General features: G+C 68.1%; 22 protein-coding genes and 4 pseudogenes. 12 read left to right on the top strand and 14 right to left on the bottom strand.

The features are described 5' to 3' along the window. Positions 1-71: 71 nt before the first annotated feature. Together mshD and BN4346_RS29540 are read right to left on the bottom strand one after the other, a co-directional pair. The gene (mshD, locus tag BN4346_RS29545; protein WP_067969677.1) at positions 72-980 is read right to left on the bottom strand and encodes a mycothiol synthase; all 909 of its coding nucleotides are present in this window, start codon (positions 978-980) and stop codon (positions 72-74) included. After that, entirely contained in the window at positions 977-1747 is a 771-nt protein-coding gene (locus BN4346_RS29540) for a winged helix-turn-helix transcriptional regulator (RefSeq protein ID WP_067969674.1), read from the bottom strand. Before BN4346_RS29540 ends, mshD begins: the two co-directional genes overlap by 4 nt. A 60-nt stretch (positions 1748-1807) precedes the next feature. Here BN4346_RS29540 and lmeA point away from each other — a divergent pair, with 60 nt between their 5' ends. The 7 genes from lmeA to BN4346_RS29505 all read left to right on the top strand — a co-directional run bounded on the left by lmeA (position 1808) and on the right by BN4346_RS29505 (position 5652). Next, positions 1808-2599, top strand: a complete 792-nt coding sequence (gene lmeA, locus BN4346_RS29535; RefSeq protein WP_208863218.1) for a mannan chain length control protein LmeA — start codon at positions 1808-1810, stop codon at positions 2597-2599. Then, positions 2596-3021 (top strand): thioredoxin family protein, encoded by a 426-nt coding sequence (locus BN4346_RS29530; RefSeq protein ID WP_067969665.1) that lies wholly within the window; start codon positions 2596-2598, stop codon positions 3019-3021. The genes lmeA and BN4346_RS29530 overlap by 4 nt, the downstream gene beginning before the upstream one ends. Positions 3022-3050: 29 nt before the next feature. Next, positions 3051-3140, top strand: a complete 90-nt coding sequence (locus BN4346_RS49845) for an Ms5788A family Cys-rich leader peptide (protein ID WP_407695063.1) — start codon at positions 3051-3053, stop codon at positions 3138-3140. A gap of 88 nt (positions 3141-3228) precedes the next feature. Further along, positions 3229-3678, top strand: coding sequence for a DUF4395 domain-containing protein (locus BN4346_RS29525; protein ID WP_208863217.1), 450 nt, complete (start codon positions 3229-3231; stop codon positions 3676-3678). Positions 3679-3719: 41 nt separating this feature from the next. Continuing rightward, complete coding sequence (locus BN4346_RS29520) at positions 3720-4553, top strand: sulfurtransferase (RefSeq protein ID WP_067969660.1); 834 nt, start codon at positions 3720-3722, stop codon at positions 4551-4553. 1 nt (position 4554) lies between these two features. Beyond that, positions 4555-4857, top strand: a complete 303-nt coding sequence (locus BN4346_RS29515; RefSeq protein ID WP_067969657.1) for a DUF1416 domain-containing protein — start codon at positions 4555-4557, stop codon at positions 4855-4857. A gap of 117 nt (positions 4858-4974) precedes the next feature. After that, complete coding sequence (locus BN4346_RS29505; RefSeq protein ID WP_067969654.1) at positions 4975-5652, top strand: FABP family protein; 678 nt, start codon at positions 4975-4977, stop codon at positions 5650-5652. Between the two features lie 12 nt (positions 5653-5664). Here BN4346_RS29505 and BN4346_RS29500 read toward each other — a convergent pair. After that, positions 5665-6485: pseudogene (locus tag BN4346_RS29500) on the bottom strand (aminodeoxychorismate lyase). Positions 6486-6520: 35 nt separating this feature from the next. On the opposite strand from BN4346_RS29500, the gene ygfZ reads away from it, so the two are divergent. Continuing rightward, positions 6521-7600: a CAF17-like 4Fe-4S cluster assembly/insertion protein YgfZ gene (gene ygfZ, locus BN4346_RS29495; protein WP_067969651.1), complete on the top strand. Its 1080-nt coding sequence runs from the start codon at positions 6521-6523 to the stop codon at positions 7598-7600. Positions 7601-7736: 136 nt separating this feature from the next. Beyond that, the gene (locus BN4346_RS29490; protein WP_078058483.1) at positions 7737-7904 is read left to right on the top strand and encodes a DUF3073 domain-containing protein; all 168 of its coding nucleotides are present in this window, start codon (positions 7737-7739) and stop codon (positions 7902-7904) included. Between the two features lie 60 nt (positions 7905-7964). On the opposite strand, the gene purM is transcribed toward BN4346_RS29490, so the two are convergent. The 9 genes and pseudogenes from purM to BN4346_RS29445 form a co-directional block, all read right to left on the bottom strand. Then, the gene (gene purM, locus BN4346_RS29485) at positions 7965-9050 is read right to left on the bottom strand and encodes a phosphoribosylformylglycinamidine cyclo-ligase (RefSeq protein WP_067969648.1); all 1086 of its coding nucleotides are present in this window, start codon (positions 9048-9050) and stop codon (positions 7965-7967) included. A gap of 57 nt (positions 9051-9107) precedes the next feature. Beyond that, positions 9108-9251 (bottom strand): annotated as a pseudogene (locus tag BN4346_RS29480) (acyl-CoA dehydrogenase family protein); the annotation flags it as partial. A 54-nt stretch (positions 9252-9305) separates the two neighbouring features. Beyond that, positions 9306-9812: a MarR family winged helix-turn-helix transcriptional regulator gene (locus tag BN4346_RS29475; RefSeq protein WP_078058482.1), complete on the bottom strand. Its 507-nt coding sequence runs from the start codon at positions 9810-9812 to the stop codon at positions 9306-9308. Positions 9813-9815: 3 nt separating this feature from the next. Continuing rightward, positions 9816-11333: an amidophosphoribosyltransferase gene (gene purF, locus BN4346_RS29470; protein WP_067969645.1), complete on the bottom strand. Its 1518-nt coding sequence runs from the start codon at positions 11331-11333 to the stop codon at positions 9816-9818. Between the two features lie 51 nt (positions 11334-11384). Beyond that, a complete protein-coding gene (locus tag BN4346_RS29465; protein ID WP_067969642.1) occupies positions 11385-11789 on the bottom strand; it encodes a sterol carrier family protein in 405 nt (134 codons plus the stop codon). Between the two features lie 3 nt (positions 11790-11792). Continuing rightward, entirely contained in the window at positions 11793-12659 is an 867-nt protein-coding gene (locus BN4346_RS29460; RefSeq protein ID WP_067969639.1) for an alpha/beta fold hydrolase, read from the bottom strand. A 17-nt stretch (positions 12660-12676) separates the two neighbouring features. Continuing rightward, positions 12677-14377 carry an alpha/beta hydrolase gene (locus tag BN4346_RS29455; protein ID WP_407695062.1) on the bottom strand — a complete coding sequence of 567 codons (1701 nt, stop codon included), beginning with the start codon at positions 14375-14377 and terminating at the stop codon, positions 12677-12679. A gap of 12 nt (positions 14378-14389) precedes the next feature. Further along, the gene (gene purL / locus BN4346_RS29450) at positions 14390-16684 is read right to left on the bottom strand and encodes a phosphoribosylformylglycinamidine synthase subunit PurL (protein WP_067969636.1); all 2295 of its coding nucleotides are present in this window, start codon (positions 16682-16684) and stop codon (positions 14390-14392) included. A 22-nt stretch (positions 16685-16706) separates the two neighbouring features. Then, complete coding sequence (locus BN4346_RS29445; RefSeq protein WP_067969634.1) at positions 16707-17957, bottom strand: M18 family aminopeptidase; 1251 nt, start codon at positions 17955-17957, stop codon at positions 16707-16709. On the opposite strand from BN4346_RS29445, the pseudogene BN4346_RS29440 reads away from it, so the two are divergent. Then, positions 17956-18309: pseudogene (locus BN4346_RS29440) on the top strand (Dyp-type peroxidase domain-containing protein); the annotation flags it as partial. The gene BN4346_RS29445 and the pseudogene BN4346_RS29440 overlap by 2 nt on opposite strands. 92 nt (positions 18310-18401) lie before the next feature. Then, a pseudogene (locus tag BN4346_RS29435) lies at positions 18402-18539 on the top strand (IS110 family transposase); the annotation flags it as partial. 94 nt (positions 18540-18633) lie between these two features. On the opposite strand, the gene BN4346_RS29430 reads toward BN4346_RS29435, so the two are convergent. Further along, a complete protein-coding gene (locus BN4346_RS29430) occupies positions 18634-18861 on the bottom strand; it encodes a hypothetical protein (protein ID WP_067969625.1) in 228 nt (75 codons plus the stop codon). Between the two features lie 229 nt (positions 18862-19090). On the opposite strand from BN4346_RS29430, the gene BN4346_RS29425 reads away from it, so the two are divergent. Then, positions 19091-19444: a hypothetical protein gene (locus BN4346_RS29425; protein ID WP_407695061.1), complete on the top strand. Its 354-nt coding sequence runs from the start codon at positions 19091-19093 to the stop codon at positions 19442-19444. Here the strand turns inward: BN4346_RS29425 and BN4346_RS29420 are convergent. Next, complete coding sequence (locus BN4346_RS29420) at positions 19441-20490, bottom strand: tellurite resistance/C4-dicarboxylate transporter family protein (protein ID WP_407695125.1); 1050 nt, start codon at positions 20488-20490, stop codon at positions 19441-19443. The genes BN4346_RS29425 and BN4346_RS29420 overlap by 4 nt on opposite strands. Positions 20491-20496 lie beyond the last annotated feature (6 nt).

The raw sequence follows: 20496 nt of genomic DNA, 5'->3' as shown, positions 1-20496 counted from the left end.
AACGTATGCGGCACTTATGGATGGCAACCACATGGCAGATGAACGGGCGGTGAATAGATTCCGGTGCCGCATCAGGGCTGATCCACTGCAGCGTAAGCGGTGTCGACGCTGTGCACGACAAAGCCCAACTGCTGGTAGGTGCGCAACGCCGCGGTGTTGTCCGCCTCGACGTACAGCAGCACAATCGCCGGGTCGACATCGGCAAGCCGATCCGCCAGATAGGCCAGGCCCACTTCGGTGAGCACCCGGCCCAGACCGCGGCCCTGGGCGGCCGGATCGACTCCCACGACGTAGACCTCCCCGGCACGTTCGGCGCCCGGTTTGCCGGAGTGGATCTTGGTCCAGTGGAACCCCAGCAGTACGGGCCCGTCGAACGCCAGGAACAGTCCGGCCGGGTCGAACCACGCCTCGGCGCGCCGCTGCGCCAGGTCGTCCGCCGTCCAGCCACCCTGCTCTGGATGCCAGGAGAACGCGGCGTTGTTGACCCGCAGCAGTTCGGCGTCGTCGCCCGGGCCCGCGTAGGTGCGAATCGACACCCCCGGCGGGATAGTGGGCCGCGGCAGCCCGCGCAGCGATCGGCGCATCTGCAGCAACTCACGCACCGTGGCCAGGCCCAGTGCCTGCGCGGTGGCTTGAGCGGCTGGCAGTGTGCCGTGCGCCCAGAACCGGCTGCCGCCGTCGGTTCTGGCCAGTGCCGCGCGGACCATCGCGGCGCCGATGCCGCGCCGCCGGGCGTGCGGCGCCACCACCAGCTCCGCCATCGGCGCGGCGTCCTGGCTTCCTGCGGTCAGGTTCAGGTAGCCGAGCACCGCTGCGCCGTCACCGGCGACCAGATGCTCGGTGCCCGAAGCGGCGAGTTCCCGCAAGACCTGCTCCCCCACCGGGGCGACGCCGTCGTGGTGGCCGGCAACGGTGATCAGCTCGCGGATCTGCCGCTGCTCGTCATCGGTCAGTGCGGCATGCCATTGCGGGGCGGTCACTGACTGTTCAGCGGTTCGGGAGCACCGCCGTCGGCGCCGTCAAGGTCATCGACCATGTCGTCGTCCCCGTCGTCGTCCGAGGCCACCGGGGAGTGACCCCGCGCCGGCCGAACCGCTTTGTAGCCGACGTTGCGGACCGTGCCGATCAACGACTCGTATTCGGGCCCAAGCTTGGCGCGCAGCCGCCGAACATGCACGTCGACCGTGCGGGTACCGCCGAAGAAGTCGTAGCCCCAGACCTCCTGCAACAACTGCGCCCGGGTGAAGACCCGGCCGACGTGTTGGGTGAGGTACTTCAGCAGCTCGAACTCCTTATACGTCAAGTCCAGCGGCCGGCCCCGCAGCCTCGCGGTGTAGGTGCCCTCGTCGATCACCAGCTCGCCGAGCTTGGTCTGACCCGAGGCCTGCTCGGCGGCCGGCGCACCGCGACGTCCGGTCAGCAGCCGCAGCCGGGCGTCGGTTTCGGCGGGTCCGGTGCCCGGAAGCAGAATTTCGTCGATACCCCACTCGGCGTTGACCGCCACCAGTCCGCCCTCGGTCACGATCGCCACCACCGGCACCAACCCCGCGGTGGCGCTCAGCAGCCGGCACAGGCCGCGTGCCGCGGCCAAATCGGTGCGCGCGTCGACCAGAACCACCTCGGCCGAACTGGCCTCGAGCAGCGCAGAGACCTCCGGCGCCGCTGTCCGCACGGTATGTGCCAGCAGGGACAGCGACGGCAACACCCCGTCAGGGTGCAGGTCAGCGGTCAACAGCAGTAGCTCCAATGAGGCCCTCCAGCGTCCCAGGTGATCTAACGATAGCGTGCGACCTGCCAGAATGATCGAGTGCGCAGGGTGCTTATCGGTATGTCGGCCGCGATCGCGGCCCTGGTCTTGGTGGCGGTCGGGGTCGATTTCGGAGCAAGCGTCTACGCCGAGTACCAATTGTCGCGGGCGGTACGCCGCGCCACAGACCTGCGCGCGGACCCGTTTGTGGCGATCCTGGGCTTCCCATTCCTGCCGCAGGCGCGCCGCGATCACTACGACGAAGTGGAGATCAAGGCCCCTGCCGTCGAGCAGCCGATGATCGGCAAGTCGATGCTGGAGGCCACCATGCACTCGGTCGACCTGACCGACGCCACCTGGCGGTTCCGCCCGGACGCCCCGATACCGGTGGCCAAGCTGGAGAGCCGGATTATCATCGGGTCAGTGCATTTGGGCCGTTATCTGGGCATCCGCGACCTGATGGTGGAAGCCCCGCCCGCCGAGACCAACGACAACACCGGCGGCACCACGGAGTCCGGAATCTCCAGCAGCCACGGGCTGGTATTCACCGGCACGCCAGCAGGTTTCGGCAAGCGGGTGAGCGTGGCCGTGGATCTGTCGATCGCCGGCGCTGACCACAGCACCTTGGTGATCACTCCGACCGGCATCCTCACCGGCCCGGACACCGCCGACCAGGATGTGCCCGATGAACAGCGCGCCGCGGTGCTCACCGCGTTCCGCGGCAACCTGCCTCAGCAGCGACTGCCGTTCGGGTTGGTCCCCACCAGCCAGGGCGCCCGCGGCTCCGATGTGATCATCGAGGGCATCGCCGACGACATGACCGTCACCCTGCCCGGGTTCCGCCCGAGATGAGCATCGTTGCGATCGTTGCCGCACTGGTGTTCGCCGGCGCGATCGGATGGTGGCTGAATCGACGGGCCGGCGTATTGCGGGAACTTCCCGACTCCGAGACCGGTGATGAGGCCGCCGCCGCTTCCGATGCTGCCTTCCTAGGTTTGACACTCGGAGGCCCGGCGGTGGTGCACTTCTCCGCGCCGTGGTGCGGACCGTGCGCCGGGGTCCGCCGGGTGGTGGAAAAGGTCTGCGATGACCTCGGAGGTGTCGCCCACCACGAGATCGATATCGACGCCAACCCCGAGGCCGCCCGCAGGTTCGCGGTGCTGTCCCTGCCCACCACAGTGATTTTCGACACCGATGGCCGGCAGCGCTACCGGGCCTCCGGTGTCCCGACGTCAACGGATTTACGTTCCGCACTGGAACCGCTGTTGGCTTGATCACCGCGACATTGGGTAGGCTTTACTCCGTGTTCGCCCGCCTTGAGCTCGTGCTCACCAAGCGCCGCACAGTCGACCTGTGCCGCGTAGCGGGCTGCTGCTGTTGTCGTTGTCGCTGAGACGCGCGTTTCGCGTCGCTATCGGAGCCGCCCGGGAAGCCGTGGCATGTCTCCACCAGCCACTCGCCACGACAGCCAGGAGTATTTTATGTCGAACACCGACATCACCCAGGTAGACGTCCGGGGACCCCGGTTCACCGCCTGGATCACCACCGCCGTACTGGTGGCCGTCCTACTCATCTCCGAATTTAGCCCGCTGGGTGCGGCCACCGCGCTGGCCGCCCAGGCCGTCGTGTTCGCGATCGGCGCGGGACTGGGCCCCCGCCGCCACCCCTATGGATTGCTGTTCGGCCGGCTGGTGGCGCCGCGGCTGGGTCCGGTCACCGAGCGAGAGCCGGCGGCGCCGCTGCGCTTCGCCCAGCTGGTCGGGCTGGTGTTTGCCGTGATCGGGGTCGTCGGGTTCGCTGGCGCTCCGACCGTCGGCCTGATTGCGACCGCCTTCGCGCTGGCCGCGGCCTTCCTCAATGCCGCCTTCGGTATCTGTCTGGGCTGCCAGCTCTACCCGCTCGTCGTGCGCTTACGGCCAACTACGGCATAACCCACAGCATTTTCCCCGAAGCGACTGGAAGGATTCCCACCATGGCACGCTCGGACGTCCTGGTCTCCACCGACTGGGCCCAGAGCAATCTCGACGCGCCCAACACCGTCTTTATCGAAGTCGACGAAGACACCAGCGTCTACGACATCAACCACATCCCGGGCGCGATCCGACTGGACTGGCGCAAGGACCTGCAGGACCCGGTACGCCGCGACGTCATCGACGAGGCCGCTTTTTCCAAGTTGCTCTCCGAGCGCGGCGTCTCAGGCGACGACACCGTGATCCTCTACGGCGGCAACAACAACTGGTTCGCCGCCTTCGCCTACTGGTACTTCAAGCTCTACGGACACGAGTCCGTCAAGCTGCTCGACGGCGGCCGCAAGAAGTGGGAACTCGACGGGCGTCCATTGTCCAGCGAACCGGTCAGCCGGCCCGCCACGTCGTACACCGCTAAGCCGCTGGATGAGTCGCTGCGGGCCCGCCGCGACGAGGTGGTCGCCGCGATCGACACCAAGAACCTCGTCGACGTGCGGTCCCCCGAGGAGTTCTCCGGCAAGATCCTGGCTCCGGCGCACCTGCCCCAGGAGCAGAGCCAGCAACGCGGACACATCCCCAGTGCGATCAACGTGCCGTGGAGCCGTGCCGCCAACGAGGACGGCACCTTCAAGTCCGACGAGGAACTGGCCAAGCTGTACGCCGACGCCGGCCTGGACGGCGACAAAGAGACCATCGCCTACTGCCGGATCGGCGAACGCTCGTCGCACACCTGGTTCGTGCTACGCGAACTGCTCGGACATCACAACGTGAAGAACTACGACGGTAGTTGGATGGAATACGGCTCCCTGGTGGGCGCCCCTATCGAATTGGGAAGCTGATATGTGCTCTGGACCCAAGCAAGGACTCGCCCTGCCTGCCAGCGTCGACCTGGAGAAGGAGACCGTGATCACCGGCCGGGTGGTGGACAGCTCCGGTGCGTCCGTCGGCGGTGCCTTCGTCCGGCTGCTGGACTCCTCGGACGAGTTCACCGCTGAGGTCGTCGCCTCGGCCACCGGTGACTTCCGGTTCTTCGCCGCTCCGGGGGCCTGGCGGGTGCGTGCCCTATCCGCAGCCGGTAACGGTGACGCGGTGGTGACCCCCGCCGGGGCGGGCCTCCACGAGGTCGACATCAAAGTCGCCTGACGACTCGCGATACACTCCCTCCGTGGTGTTGTTCTTCGAGTTGATGCTGGTGGCGGCGACTGGCCTGATCACCTGGTTCGCGCTGTACACGCTGTATCGGCTGATTACCGACGAGATGTGAGTACCTCCGACGAGGGCACGCCGGATGGCGGTGAGCGCCAAGTCGACCGCGGTTCGGGCGACCGCGCGGTAGCGGCCGCCGCTGAGCGTGCCAAGCAGACCGCGGCGCGCAATATCCCGGTCTTTGACGACCTGCCGTTCACCGATACCGCCAACCTGCGCGAAGGTGCGAACCTGCACGACGCCCTGTTGGCGCTGTTGCCGTTGGTCGGGGTGTGGCGTGGTGAAGGCGTGGGCCACGGCGCGCACGGTGACTACCGGTTCGGTCAGCAGATCGTGGTCTCCCACGACGGCGGCGACTACCTGAACTGGGAAGCGCGGTCCTGGCGGCTGTCCGACGACGACAAGTCCAGTCAACCGGCCCTGCGCGAAACCGGCTTCTGGCGGTTCATCGAGGACTCCGACGACCCGGACGAGTCGCAGGCCATCGAGCTACTACTGGCGCACTCCACCGGCTACGTGGAGCTGTTCTACGGGCGCCCGCACGGCCCGGCGTCCTGGGAGCTGGTCACCGATGCGCTGGCGCGCAGTAAGTCGGGGGCGCTGATCGGTGGCGCCAAGCGGCTGTACGGGATCGTCGAGGACGGCGACCTGGCCTACGTCGAGGAGCGGGTGAACGCCGACGGCGAGCTGGTTCCGCACCTGTCGGCGCGATTGGCGCGCTTCATCGGCTGATCCTTCATCGCATCAGTGGCCAATTGCGGTGTCGACCAGTCCGGCAAACTCCTCTTCGGGCACCCGCGGGTCCAACGCCCGGCCGTCCAAGGTGTGCACCCGCGCGGCCAAGGTGATGCTGGAAACCAGCCAGAGATCTTGCGCCGCAGCGAGATCCGCTGGCCGCAGCGGGGCATATTCGCATTCGTAGCCCGCGCCGCGGGCCACGTCGAACAGCGCCTCCTGGGTGGTGCCGCGCAGGATCGGGTGCGACAGCGGCGGGGTGATCAGCCGTCCGGGCTCCACCAGCACCACCGTGGAGCGCGGGCCCTCCAAGACGTAGCCGTCGGAGCTGATGAAGATGACGTCGTCGGCGCCCTGTTTCGTGGCGTATCGCAGCGCCGCCATGTTCACCGCATAGGACAACGTCTTGGCACCGGCCAGCAACCAGGGCAGGTCCAAGCCCTGCGCCGACAGGCCACGATCCAAGGTCACCGCCGCCACGCCCGCACGGCGGGCCGCCGCGATGCGTTCCGGCAACGGGGTCAGCATCACGTATGCAGTTGGGGCCGAGTCCCGCCCCACTGCCGCACCGCCTCGTCCACGGCACGGCGCCACTGGGAGAGGTCCGGGGCCGGCAGGTCCATCAGCTCGGCCGATCGCGCCAGCCGTCGCAGGTGAGCATCGAGCAGGCAGGCGGCGCCGTCGCGCACCAGCAGCGTCTCGAAGACCCCGTCGCCGCGCAGCGCCGCCAGATCGTCGGCGTGCAACAGCGGAGAACCCGCCGCCGCAAGCCCGCCGCCCACGGTGACGATCGTCACGACGCTGTCTTCCACATCGGCCTCGACTGCCATGGACCGTGAGCGTAGCGGCTCCGTAGAGTTGACCCGTGTCCGCCGTCCCCGCACCTGATTCCGGCCCCGACGCGGGCGCTGTCTGGCATTACGGCGACCCGTTCGGCGAACAGCGCGCCGCCCAAACCGCCGCCGTGCTGGTGGATCGGTCCCACCGGGCGGTGCTCACGCTGAGCGGCGCGGACCGCAAGAGCTGGCTGCACAACCTGTGCACCCAGCACGTTGCCGACCTTCCCGACGGTGCCAGCACCGAGAATCTGACCTTGGATGCCAAGGGCCACATCCAGAATCACTGGATCCAGACCGAGCTCGGCGAGCGGACCTACCTCGATACCGAGCCGTGGCGGGGCGCGCCGCTGAGCGACCACCTGCGCAAGATGGTGTTCTGGGCCGACGTCGCCATCGAGCCGGCGGATCTTGCGGTGCTGTCGCTGCTGGGCCCCGGCCGCGATGCCCCGCCCGTCCTCGACGCGTTGGGGCTCGCCGAACCGCTCGGGGCGACGGCGGCCCCGCTCGGAGATTCCGAGGGCTTCGTCCGACGGACGCCCGGCCACGACGCGCTGGAACTGCTGGTGCGGCGCGCCGACAAGAGCGAGTGGCAGCGCAGGCTGACCCGGGCCGGGGTGCGCCCCGCCGGAATATGGGCCTACGAAGCCGACCGGGTGGCCGCGCGGCGCCCACGGCTGGGGGTGGACACCGACGAGCGCACCATTCCACACGAGCTGAACTGGATCGGCGGCCCCGGCATCGGCGCGGTGCACCTGGACAAAGGGTGCTACAGCGGGCAGGAGACCGTCGCCCGGGTACACAACCTGGGCAAACCCCCACGGATGCTGGTGCTGCTGCACCTGGATGGCTCGGTGGACCGGCCCTCGACCGGAGATCCGGTCACCTCCGGCGGGCGCTCGGTGGGTCGGCTGGGCACGGTGGTGGACCATTTCGAACTGGGCCCGATCGCGCTGGCGCTGCTCAAACGCGGACTCCCGGCCGACACCCCGCTGCTGGCCGGTGCTGACTCCGAGGTCAGTGCGGTGATCGACCCCGAATCGATGCCGCCGCCGGATGTGCGAGGCGCGGGGCGGCTCGCCGTTGACCGGCTGCGGGGCCGGCTTTGATAGTGGTCACACGGGCGCAGGGCAGGTCGGCACCTCTGCGATCGGCACGGTAAGCTGTCGGCAGGACAATAAACACATTCAGATCGGAGCCGCCTGCTCGTTGGGCCGCTCCGTTATTGCGCGAGGGGGTCCCCCCATGGGCCGCGGCCGGGCTAAGGCGAAGCAGACCAAGGTTGCTCGAGAGCTGAAGTACAGCTCACCGTCGACCGATTTCTCCCAGCTCCAACGTGAGCTGGCTGGGTCTGAGATCAACGACTCCGACGGTGACGACTCCTGGAACGGCGATGACGACTGGCGCCGCTGAGCGCCAGGCGTATCGCCGGTCCTGACCGGACCTGATAGATCTGGGCAGACCCGCTAGGGCCTAGAACCGCGGGTGTTCCCCGACGAGCTTGGCCCCGTCTCCCGGTTCCGCATTCTTACCCGGCTTAGTAACTGTGCCGAGCGGCCAGCAGTCGACGTGCCGGGCAGTCAGGATTGCCAGCGCGCGGTCGGTGTCCTCCGGCGCGACGACGGCAACCATCCCGACGCCCAGGTTGAACGTCTTCTCCATCTCCGCGCGGCTCACCCGGCCACGCTGGGCGATCATCGCGAACACCGGAGCCGGAGTCCAGGTACCGCGGTCCACCTCGGCGATCAGGCCATCCGGGATGACACGGGCCAGGTTGCCGGCCAAGCCTCCGCCGGTGACGTGGCAGAAGGTGCGCACCTGCGTCTCGGCGGCCAGCGCCAGGCAGTCCTTGGCGTAGATGCGCGTCGGCTCCAGCAGTTCCTCACCCAGGGTGCGGCCGAATTCCTCGACGTGGCCGGCCAGGTTCATCCGGTCGATGTCCAGCAGCACCGCCCGCGCCAATGAGTAGCCGTTGGAGTGCAGGCCAGAGGAGCCCATCGCGATCAGCACGTCGCCGGGACGGACCCGGTCCGGGCCGAGCACGTCGTCGGCCTCCACCACGCCGACACCGGTGGCGGAGATGTCGTAGTGATCGGGTTCCATCAGGCCGGGGTGCTCGGCGGTCTCCCCGCCCAGCAGCGCGCAGCCGGCCTGCACACACCCCTCGGCGATGCCGGAGACGATCGCGGCGACGCGTTCGGGCACGGTGCGCCCGACGGCGATGTAGTCCTGCAGGAACAGCGGCTCGGCTCCGCACACCACCAGGTCGTCGACGACCATGGCCACCAGATCGATGCCGACGGTGTCGTGCTTGTCCAGTGCCTGGGCGATCGCCAGCTTGGTGCCCACGCCGTCGGTGGAGGACGCCAACAGCGGCTCACGGTAGTCGTTGCGCAGGGCGAACAGGCCGGCGAAGCCGCCGAGGCCACCCCGCACCTCCGGCCTGGTGGCCTTGGCGGCCAAGGGTTTGAACAATTCGACGGCCCGGTCACCGGCGTCGATGTCCACTCCTGCCGATGCGTAGGTAACGCCCTGGGAGCTTGATTCTGCTGAGGTCATCGCGCTAAAGGCTACCGGTCGCCGACGACGGACGGTATCGCGCTCGGCTTTGCGGCCTCAGAGCCGGTTGTGGCGCACCTGATTGAACGGCACGCCGCGGTCGGCGGCGTACCCGCGGGGCAGGCCCAGGACCCGTTCGGCCATCACATTGCGGGCCATCTCGTCGCTGCCACCACCCAGCCCCACGGCCTGCCGCGACAGCTACCGCCGGCCCGTCCTGAGCAGGTGCGCCGTTGGTCGCCGGGCGGGGGTCCGTCAGCCGCCGATCGGCGCTCGGTCCGGTCGGCTCTCCTCGACGATCCGGGCCAGCAAGCCGCACAGCGTCTCCTGCTCGTCCGGCGTCAGGACGGCGAACACCTGGTCGTGGGCGGCGAGCGCGTCCGCGACCACCACCGAGGCCACCGCGCGTCCCTGGTCGGTCAGGTACGCCCGCAGGATGCGGCCGTGGTGGGGGTCCTGCTTGCGCTCCACCAAGCCGCGGCGCTCCAGTGCACTCAACGCCAGTTGCACGCCCTGCGGGGTGATGAGCAGCCGCCGGGCAAGTTGGGCGCCGGACAGGCCGGGTTCGCCGGAGAGTTGGCGCAATACACCGATCTGGGCCGTGCTCACACCGTGGTCGCTGATCGCCTCGTTCACCGTGGTCAGCGAGTAGTAAAACGCCTGTTTGAGCAGCCACAGGATGTTGTGGGTCAGGTCGGTATCCTGCGTGCCTGTCGTGGCAGATCGAGAACCGCCGAACCCGGAGTCGCGACGCAGCGACATTGACTAGGTCTGACTCAGCGCGGCGTCGTTGTCACTCTCGGCTTTACGTGCGGTGTTGGTCAACATCTGCTCGACGACGTTCTTGCCCAGGGCACTGTCATCGGGCAGCTCGATCGGGTAGCTGCCGTCGAAACAGGCGCAGCACAGCCGCGATTTGGGCTGCTCGGTGGCCGCGATCATGTCCTCTTGCCCGACGTAGCCGAGGGTGTCGGCGCCGATGGCGCGCCGCACCGCTTCGACCATCTCGGTCTCGTCCTCAACGGCGTTGGCGATCAGCTCTGCCGGCGAAGCGAAGTCGATGCCGTAGAAGCACGGCCACTTCACCGGCGGGGAGGCGATCCGCACGTGCACCTCGACGGCGCCGGCCTCGCGCAGCATCCGCACCAGGGCGCGCTGGGTGTTACCCCGCACGATCGAGTCATCGACCACGATCAGCCGCTTGCCGCGGATTATCTCCCGCAGCGGATTGAGCTTGAGCCGGATGCCGAGCTGGCGAATGGTCTGCGACGGCTGGATGAAGGTCCGCCCGACGTAGGCGTTCTTGGTCAGGCCCTGCCCGTAGTCGATGCCGGACTCCTGGGCGTAGCCGACCGCGGCGGGGATGCCGGACTCCGGCACACCGATGACCAGATCAGCCTCCACCGCGTGCTCACGGGCCAGCCGGCGTCCGATCTCCACCCGGGTGGCGTGCACCGAGCGGCCGCCGATCGTACTGTCGGGCCGGGCCAGGTAGACGTACTCGAAGACGCACCCCTTCGGGGTCGGGTTGGCGAACCGGGTGGAGCGCACGCCGTCGGCGTCGATCGCCAGCAGCTCACCGGGCTCGATGTCGCGGACGAACGAGGCACCAACGATGTCCAGCGCCGCCGTCTCGGAGGCCACCACCCAGCCACGGTCGAGCCGGCCCAGCGACAACGGCCGCACGCCCCACGGGTCACGGGCCGCATACAGGGTGTTTTCGTCCATGAAGGTCAGACAGAAGGCGCCGCGCGCCGTCGGCAGCAGCTCCAGCGCCGCCTGCTCCAGGGAGGTGTCCGCGGCGCCGTGCGCCAGCAGCGCTCCCAAGATGTCGGAGTCGGTGGTGGCCACGCCGGGCCGGCGGGTGTCGATCAGGCCCAGTTCACGGGCGCGGCCGGCCAATTCGGCGGTGTTGACCAGGTTGCCGTTGTGGCCCAGGGCCACGCCGGTACCGGCTGCCGTGTTGCGGAACACCGGCTGGGCGTTCTCCCAGGTGGTGTCTCCGGTCGTGGAGTAGCGACAGTGCCCGACCGCCACGTGCCCGGGCATCGCCAACAGCGTCTGCTCCTCGAACACCTGGCTGACCAAACCCAAGTCCTTGAAGACCAGCACCTGCGAGCCGTCGCCGACCGCGATCCCGGCAGCCTCCTGGCCACGGTGTTGCAGTGCATACAGGCCGTAATAAGTGAGCTTCGCTACTTCTTCACCGGGAGCCCACACTCCGAATACGCCGCACTCTTCACGGGGTGCATTCTCAAGGTCTACTACCTGCTGGTCCGGCACGTTTCAGCTGCTCCAGGGGGACGGGCCACAGTGACGGGATTCAGTCTACGGTCAACAAGCCTCAAGTTTCACCAACGGCAACCATTCGGCGATCTCGGCGGCTCGGGAACCGGACAGTCGCAGCTTTCCGGCGGCGGTCGCCTCGCCCGTCTCAAGCAGGCCGGCGGCCAGCAGCAGCCAGCTGCGCGGATCGGTCTCGACGACGTTGGGCGGCGTGCCGCGCGTGTGCCGCGGCCCGGCGATGCACTGCACCGCGACGAACGGCGGGACCCGCACCTCGACGCTGGCGCCGGGCGCCAACTCGGCCAGGGTGCGGGCGGTCAGACGGACCGCGGCTGCCAACTCGGCACGGTCGGGAGCCGCCAGACTCTCGTCACGCAGCCACGCCTCGAGTGCCAACACTGCTGCGCGGGTCTGCGCCGGGTCTGGCTTGGGACGTGCGACGCCGGCTGCCATGGGTCAGCCGATTGGGTGTGCGGCGAACCAGTCCAACAGCAGGTCGGCGAGCCGGTCCGGCTCGGTATCGGGGATCCAGTGCGAGACGCCGGGCATGACCTCGAATCGGTACTCGCCGTCGACATAGCGGGCCGTGTTGCGCGCCGCCTTGGGCTTCAGCGCGATGTCGTCGTCACTCCACACATACATCGTCGGCACCGAGATCCGCTGATTGCTGTCACGCAGATTGGACAGCGGCAGACCCCGGTACCAGTTGAGCCCGCCGGTCAACGCGCCCGGTTCGATCATGGCCTGCGCATCCCGTTCGGCCGCGGCCGCGGTCTGCCCGCTTCGCCGCAACGTCTTGGCGGCCACGGCGCCTTTCCCGCGCGTCAGCAACCACTCCGGCAGCCACGGCAGCTGGAAGAAACCCATGTACCACGACGCCAAGCCCTGACGGCTGGTGACAAACGACTTCAGGAAAGCGGCGGGGTGCGGCACCGACACCGGGGCGGGGTGCGGCACCGCCCCCGGCGACACGGGGGCAAGCCGGTCCGGCAGTTCGGCCGCCACGCCCCACGCCACGCCCGCGCCCCAGTCGTGTCCGACCAGGTGCACGCGCGGCGCGCCACTGGCGTCGATCAGCGCGCCGACGTCGGCGACGAGTTCGGACATGCGATAGTCGCGGCGCCGCGGCGGCCGGGCGCCGGGTGAATAACCGCGCTGGTTGGGCGCCAGGCACCGGTAGCCCGCAGCGGTGAGCCGGTCGATGACGGCATTCCAGCTGTCGTTTCGCTGCGGAAAGCCGTGCAGCAATACCACGACGGGACCGTCGGGCGGCCCGGCGTCGCGGACATCGAAGACCAGGCCGTCACGGGTGTAGCGCTCCATAGGTGAAGCATGCCGTATCAGTGCCGCAACGCGCCCCTGATGCGCTCGGTGTTGGCCGCCGTCCAGCCATCGGGTGGCAGCACCGCCACCCAACCGTCCAGGATCGTGTCCGCGTAGTTGTGGCCGTGCCCGGCGGGCATCTGCTCACCGTGGAACAGATCCGCGCTGACCTGCCAGAACGTCACCACGGGGTACCAGCGCATGGATGCGGTGCGGTCCGGACCGGGTGCTTCGGTCAGCCAGTCCGGCCGCGCGAACAGCAGATCCGGCGACCACCACACCACCGGGTCGGAGGCGTGCTGCAAGAACAGCACTCGGGTGCCGTGCCATGGGGGCGCGGCGATCCGGGCGATCTCGGCCGGCACCGTGCCCTGGGCGAACCGCACCGTGCGGCCCCTGTCGTAGCGCGGCAACACGGCGGTACTGCCGGGGTCGCGCCGCACCAGTAGCGCGTGCCAGAGCGGGCTGGTCTGCGGTGGCCCCACCCACAGCACGGCCTGGTAGCCCATGTCGGCGATATCGGGCAGCCAATCGAACGCGGCTTGGCCGGCCATCGATCCCAGGCTCTCGCCGTAGAGCACCAGTTTGGGACGGTGCTCGACGGGCAGGCCTCGCCACCGCTGCGCAATGGTGCGCACCAGCAACCGCCCGGAATCCATCGATTTGCGTTGGTCGGCCAGGAAGGAGATCCAACTCGGCAGGTAGGAGTACTGCACACCGACGATGGCGGTGTCGCCGTTGTAGAGCATCTCCAGCGCGTCAGCCGCGGCCGGGTCGACCCACCCGGTCCCCGTGGTGGGCACCACGACCAGCACCTGGCGATCGAAGGCGTGGGTGCGATCCAGTTCGTCGAGCAGCAGCTGCATTCGCCCCTCGTCGTCGCCCGCACTGTGCAGCCCGGCATACACCCGGATGGGCTCGCGGGCGGGCCGTCCAGTGATCCGGGTGAGCTCGGCGGCGTGCACTCCCCCGGCGACGAAGCTGCGGCCCTGACTGCCCAGGGTGGCCCAGGGCGCCAACGACTCCGGGCTTCCGGATCGCTCCGGCTGCAGCGGCTGGATCGTCCCGGGCACGGTGGCGCTGTCCTCGGGCTGGAACACCGCGCTGGCACCGGCGAAGAAACCGCGGATCAGCACACCGTTGATCAAGGTGGTCAGCAGCACGACCACGATCGCGCTGCCGATAAACATGGCGACTTCGTTGTGCAGGTGCCACCGCCGGATCAGCGCCCGCGCCAGTGCCCGACTGGCATCGATCAGCACCCGCGCCGTCGCGATCAGCGCGGCGGCGACCCCGATCGCCACGCCGAGGGTGCGCAGATAGCCCAGGGTCGCCGGGCCTTCGATGCCCAGCAGTTCGGAGACCTGGCGCTGCCAGCCGGCCGCCGGGATCAGCATCACCACGCACGCAGCCGGTGCCGCCACCACCACAGTTGCCTTGAGCGCGAACAAAACCGGGCGCGACGGCGGCCACCAGCCGGCGCCGCGCAGTACGAACCGCTCCACCGCTGCGCCGATCAGCACGCCCAACCCGTAGCCGAAGGCCGCGTTGATCCCGCCGATCAGCCCCTGGAACAGCCAGTCGCGCGGCAGAAGTGACGGGGTCAGCGACAGGCAGAAGAACAGCGCACCGAACGCCACCCCGACGAACGTGAGCCGCAGCAGGCTCCACGCCCACACCAGCAGCGGGTGTTTCGCCGGCGGCGCGACCATTCCCATGCCGCTGGGGCTTTATCCGAACAGCCCCGGCAGCACCGCTTCGGAGGTGCTGCGCAGTTCGGTCAGCGACACACTGAACTGGCCTTGGACCTCTACCTCTTGCGAGGCCTGGTCCACCACGCCGACCCGGGTGGCCGGCAGGCCGCGCGCCTCGCACATGGCGCGCAACCGGCTCTCCTCGGTGCGCGGCACCGCCACCAACGCCCTGCCCGCCGATTCGGAGAACAGGAAGACGAACGGATCGGCCTCTTCGGGAAGCAAGATGCGGCAACCGGTCTCACCGGCGATCGACGACTCGACCACGGCCTGGATCAGCCCGCCCTCACTCAAGTCGTGGGCAGCCGAGATCAGGCCGTCGCGCGACGCCGCGCACAGCACCTCGGCGAGCAGCTGCTCGCGTGCCAGGTCGACCTTCGGCGGCAGTCCGCCCAGATGATCGCCGGTCACCTGCGCCCAGATGGACCCGTCGAATTCGTCGCGGGTGTCACCGAGCAGGATCAGCGTCTCGCCCGGTTCGACCCCGAACGCCGTCGGAATACGGCGGTCGACATTGTCGATGACACCGAGCACCCCGACGACCGGGGTGGGGTGAATCGGGGTGGCGCCGGTCTGGTTGTAGAAGCTCACATTGCCGCCGGTCACCGGAATCCCCAGTGCCGCACAGCCGTCGGCCAGACCGCGAACGGCCTCAGCGAACTGCCACATCACCGCGGGGTCTTCCGGAGAACCGAAGTTCAAGCAGTTGGTGACGGCGATCGGCGTGGCGCCGGTGACCCCGACGTTGCGGTAGGCCTCGGCCAGCGCCAGCTGCGCACCGGTGTAGGGGTCGAGCTTGGTGTAGCGGCCGGACGCGTCGGTGGAGATGGTGATGCCGCGCCCGGAGGTCTCGTCGATGCGCAGCATTCCGCCGTCGGCGTGCTCGGCCAGCACGGTGTTGCCGCGCACGTAGCGATCGTACTGCTCGGTGATGAACGCCCGGCTGCACAGATGTGGACTGCCCAGCAGCGCAAGCAGAGTCGCGCGCAGTTCCTCGCCGGTGGCCGGTCGCGGCAAGGTGTCGGAGCGGTCGGCGTTGAGCGCGTCCTGGGTGTCCGGGCGCTGCACCGGGCGGTGATAGATCGGGCCCTCGTGGGCCACGGTGCGCGGCGGCACGTCGACGACGGTCTCGCCGTGCCAGGTGATCTGCAGCCGGTCGCCGTCGGTCACCTCGCCGATCACGGTGGCGAGCACATCCCACTTGGCGCAGACGGCCATGAAGGCGTCCACGTTCTCCGGAGCGACCACGGCGCACATGCGTTCCTGCGACTCGCTGGACAGCACCTCGGCCGGGCTCATGTTCGCTGCGCGCAGCGGCACCTTGTCCAGCTGAATCGCCATGCCGCCATCGCCGGCAGATGCCAACTCAGAAGTGGCACAAGACAATCCGGCACCGCCGAGATCCTGGATGCCGACCACCAGCTTGGCGGCATACAGCTCCAGACAGCACTCGATGAGCACCTTCTCGGTGAACGGGTCGCCGACCTGAACCGACGGGAGTTTCTTTCTGCCTGAGCCGGTTTCGTCCCCGCCGAAGGTGTCCGATGCCAGCACCGACACCCCACCGATGCCGTCCAGCCCGGTGCGCGCGCCGAACAGGATGATCTTGTTTCCGGCACCGGAAGCGAACGCCAGGTGCAGATCTTCCTTCTTCAGCACACCGACGCACAGCGCGTTGACCAGAGGGTTACCCGCGTAGCACGGGTCGAAGATGGTTTCGCCGCCGATATTGGGCAGCCCGAGGGAGTTGCCGTAGCCGCCGATGCCGCGCACCACCCCGTCGAGCACCCGGCGGGTGTCCGGGGCGTCGGCGGCGCCGAAACGCAGCTGGTCCATCACCGCGACTGGGCGGGCGCCCATCGCCATGATGTCGCGCACGATGCCGCCCACTCCGGTGGCCGCACCCTGGTACGGCTCGACGTAAGACGGGTGGTTGTGCGACTCCACCTTGAAGGTGACCGCCCAGCCGTCGCCGATGTCGACGACGCCGGCGTTCTCGCCGATGCCGGCCAGCATCGCCTTGCGCATCTCGTCGGTGGTGGTCTCACCGAAATAGCGCAGGTGCACCTTGGAGGACTTGTAGGAGCAGTGCTCGCTCCACATCACCGAGTACATGGCCAGCTCGGCGTCGGTGGGGCGGCGGCCCAGGATGTCACGGATGCGCTGGTACTCGTCGTCCTTGAGACCCAACTCGGCGAACGGTTGCGGATGCTCGGGCGTTGCGGCGGCGTGTTCGACGGTGTCCAGCGTGGTCGGGGGCGTCACGCGCACAGTCTATGGCACCGATTTCGGCTCAGTCCGGCGCCAGGAATGCCGTCAGAGCTGCCGCGTAGGAGGCCACGTCGCGCGCGCCCATGAGTTCGCGCGCCGAATGCATGGCCAGCTGCGGGGCGCCCACGTCCACGGTGGGGATCCCGGTGCGCGCGGCGCTCATCGGGCCGATGGTCGACCCGCAGGGCAGGTCGGCCCGGTGCTCGTAGCGCTGCAATGCCACCCCCGCCTGGTCGCAGGCCAGCGCGAAGGTGGCGGCGGTGCGCCCGTCGGTGGCGTAGCGCAGGTTGGGCTGCACCTTGAGCACCGGGCCGGCGTTGACCGCGATCTGATGGCCCGGTTCGTGACGGTCCGGGTAGTTCGGGTGGGTGGCGTGCGCCATGTCCGCCGAGGCCAGCGTGGAGGCGGTCAGCCGGCGCAGGAAGTCCTCACGGTCACCACCGGCGGCCAGCGTGATCCGCTCCAGGACGGTGATCAACAGATCGGACTGGGCGCCGTGATCCGACGTCGACCCGACCTCTTCGTGGTCGAACAGCACCAGCACCGGCAGGTGGCGGCCGGCCTTGGCCGCGATCAGAGCTTCCAGCCCGGCGTAGCAGCTGGCCTGGTTGTCCAACCGCGGCGCGCTGACGAACTCGTTGCCCAGCCCGGTCACCGCCGACGGCGCCAGGTCGTGGGTCATCAGGTCGAACCCCAGCACGTCGCGCAGTTCCACGCCGGCGCGCTGCGCCACGTATCCGAGGAAGTCCGGCGACCGCCCGTCTCCCCAGACCGCGTTGATGTGGCTTTGCGGGTCCAGCTTGACCGCGGCGCGGTCCTCGGCCAGGTGGATGGCCAGCTGCGGCACCCGCAGGATCGGCTCGTCGATACGGACCAGGTGGTGGGAGCCGTCACGGACCGACAGCCGACCGCTGATACCCAGGTCACGGTCCAGCCAGGAGTTCAGCCAGGCGCCGCCGTAGGGCGCCAGGGCCACCAGCTGCCAACCGGCGACCTCACGGGCCGGATGTTGTTTGACCCGCAGGTTCGGGCTGTCGGTGTGTGCGCCGATGATCCGGAACGGGGTGTGGCCGCCGTGCTCCGGACTATTCCATGCAATCAGTGAACCGGCCCGGACGGTGAAGTACCGCCCGGGCGTGGCTGGCCATCGATCGGTCTCGGACAGCTCGATGTAGCCGGCGGTTCGCAGCCGCTGCGCCACGGTTGCGCAGGCGTGGAACGGCGAGGGTGAGGCGTCGATGAACTTGCATAGTCCGGTTGCGTTGGCCGCCATGGGCTCAAGTCTTTCGCATCCTGACGCCGATGGGGGCGTTAGGGTCGATACCGTGCCGTCCGTTCAGCCCGTCACCACTCCCCTGACCTGTGCAGCCATTTTTCTGGTCGTGACCATTGATGAGGGCGCAGAGCCCCAGGTGCACGACGCCTTGCCGGACCTGCCCGGAATGGCGTCGGCGATCAGCTTCCGCGATCCGACCAAACAGCTCTCGCTGGTGACCTCGATCGGCTCGGATGCCTGGGACCGACTGTTCGCCGGGCCCCGCCCAGCCGAGTTACATCCCTTCGTCGAGTTGACCGGTCCCCACCACACCGCCCCGGCCACCCCGGGCGATGTGCTGTTCCACATCGTCGGCTATTGTGCTATAACCGCTGATCACCACACCATCGGGCACCGGGTTTATCCCGGACCGCATGCTAAGCCCCCAATTTGTCAGTGAAACTCTGCGGAGTCAGCCCCCCCCCCTGGAAGCCTGTCAGCGGCAGAGCCGTCCGACACCGACTCAACAGGGGCGGCAATCGAGCCCTGCACGTCATCCTGGTCGTTCGCCTGCGCCGCCACCAACCCACCCGCTACTACTGGGGGCAGGCACGAGGAGGTGGTGAGTAGATGCTCGACGACCTCGGCCCGCAACACCACCTCCGATTCAAACCCGAGTCCTTAAAGCAAATGTCTAAACTCCAGGCGTCGTAGATACGCCACCGGTGCCGCCGCCGCACATCTTGACGTGGACATAGGTCACACCATCCGGGACTTCGGTGCTGAAGCCGGGACTGTTGATGTCGACCAGTTGAGCGCTATCGTCGATACTCAGTTTCTGGAACTGTTGCGCCAAAGATCGAGCCCAAGTGGCGATCTGTTGGAAAAACGTTCCAAGCTGCCGGTAAACCAAGGCCATCATAGTTCGCCGACGCTATCAGATCGCGCCTGGATACGGTTCGAGATTCCAGAGAAAATTTGGGCGACGATCCCCACCTGCTTCTATAGGTTCGATACGTGAAATCACCTGTGCTGCAACGCTATAGCCGCTGGTCGCCACACCATCATGCACCCGGTTTATCCCGGACCGCGTGGGGGTAGATTACGGACTTGCGAGCAATCTGAAGTTGCTGTGCCGCTTGCATCATCTTTTGAAGACTTTTTGGGTCGGGCCCACTGGGTGGCGGGACCGTCAAGAACCCGACGGCACGGTGATCTGGACCGCGCCCACCGGGCACACTTATGTCACCAAACCCGGCGGTGCCCTGTATTTCCCGCAGTTAGCCACCCCCACCGGTGAGCTAGATCTGCCTGCGTGGTCACCGACCGGCAACCGCGGCGCAATGATGCCCACCCGCCGGCGGACCCGCGCTCAGGATCGGGCCTACCGGATCTGGCTGGAACGCAACCACAACCAGGAACGCATCGCCGCCGCGGCGATCGAGGCCGCCGCCGCCGAACACGCCAGACGCATCACCGCCGCCAACGACCCACCCCCGTTTTAGCGAGGCCCTGGACCCAGAGTATGGATCAGGTGGTGCAGCATGAGAACGAACGTAATAGTCCAGGCGGCCAACGCGATCCAGCTCTCGACCGATCCGATGTAGTAGACGATCGGCAGATGGTCGGCCTGCCCCAGGTAGTGACTGCCCACCCCGTACATGCCCAGCGGGAAGATCACACTCCACCAGGGCGCTTCATAGCGCAGTGAAATGCGATGTACGACATGGCGCCACACTCCGGCAGCGATCAACGGCGGGATCAGCCAGGTGCCGAACGCCCAGAACATGACCGACGTTCCGGCGATCAGGCCGCGGGTGGCGTTGACCATCGGCGCCTCGGCCATCTCGACGATGCGGGCACCTGCCAGCACAGTGATCGCGGTGGCGCCCATCGCCACCCAGTACTGCGGAACCAGATCTTCGGGGAGCAGCGGGTAGAGCAGCAGCCGCAATGCGACGAAGATTCCGGCGGCGCCGTAGAGGAACACTCCGATCGACCAGGACACCACCGCGAGCAGTGCCAGGCTTTGGCGCCACGGCTGGGATACCTCCACCTCAAGCACCGCGGCCAACACCGCGATGGACTGGCTGGCCACTACCCAGATGAACCAGGTGCCGTTGGCCCGGCGCACCACCGGCCGCTCTGCGGTGCCCAGCACCGCGGTCCACGGAATCAGATAGCCCAGCACCAGCCAGGCCAGCGTGCCGACCGCCAGCAGCCCGGCTGCGACACTGGTGTGCCCGTCGATGACCAGCCGGGTTCCCAGCACGTTGGTCGCCGCCACAAACGTGAACAGCCCGAACGCGCGGCCGGAATCGTAGAGATCGGCCAGGAACTCGTGACGAAAAGCGATGACGCGCACCGCGGAGACGGCGATCAGCACCAGGTAGGACACCACCGTTACCCACAGCAGCAGCACCGACAGCCGGTTGGCGTTCTGGTGATACATCGCCGTCGACACCATGCCGCTGGCCATGACCAGAGCGAAGTAGCCCGGGTTGAGGGTCCGCACCGCCTCGCGAGTCCCGGTCGGCTGCACCGCCGTCACTAAGTC

Source organism: Mycolicibacter icosiumassiliensis, assembly GCF_900078685.2.
GTDB lineage: Bacteria > Actinomycetota > Actinomycetes > Mycobacteriales > Mycobacteriaceae > Mycobacterium > Mycobacterium icosiumassiliensis.
The sequence above is the reverse complement of the archived record's forward strand: the minus strand, read 5'-3'. Positions and strand labels throughout refer to the sequence as shown.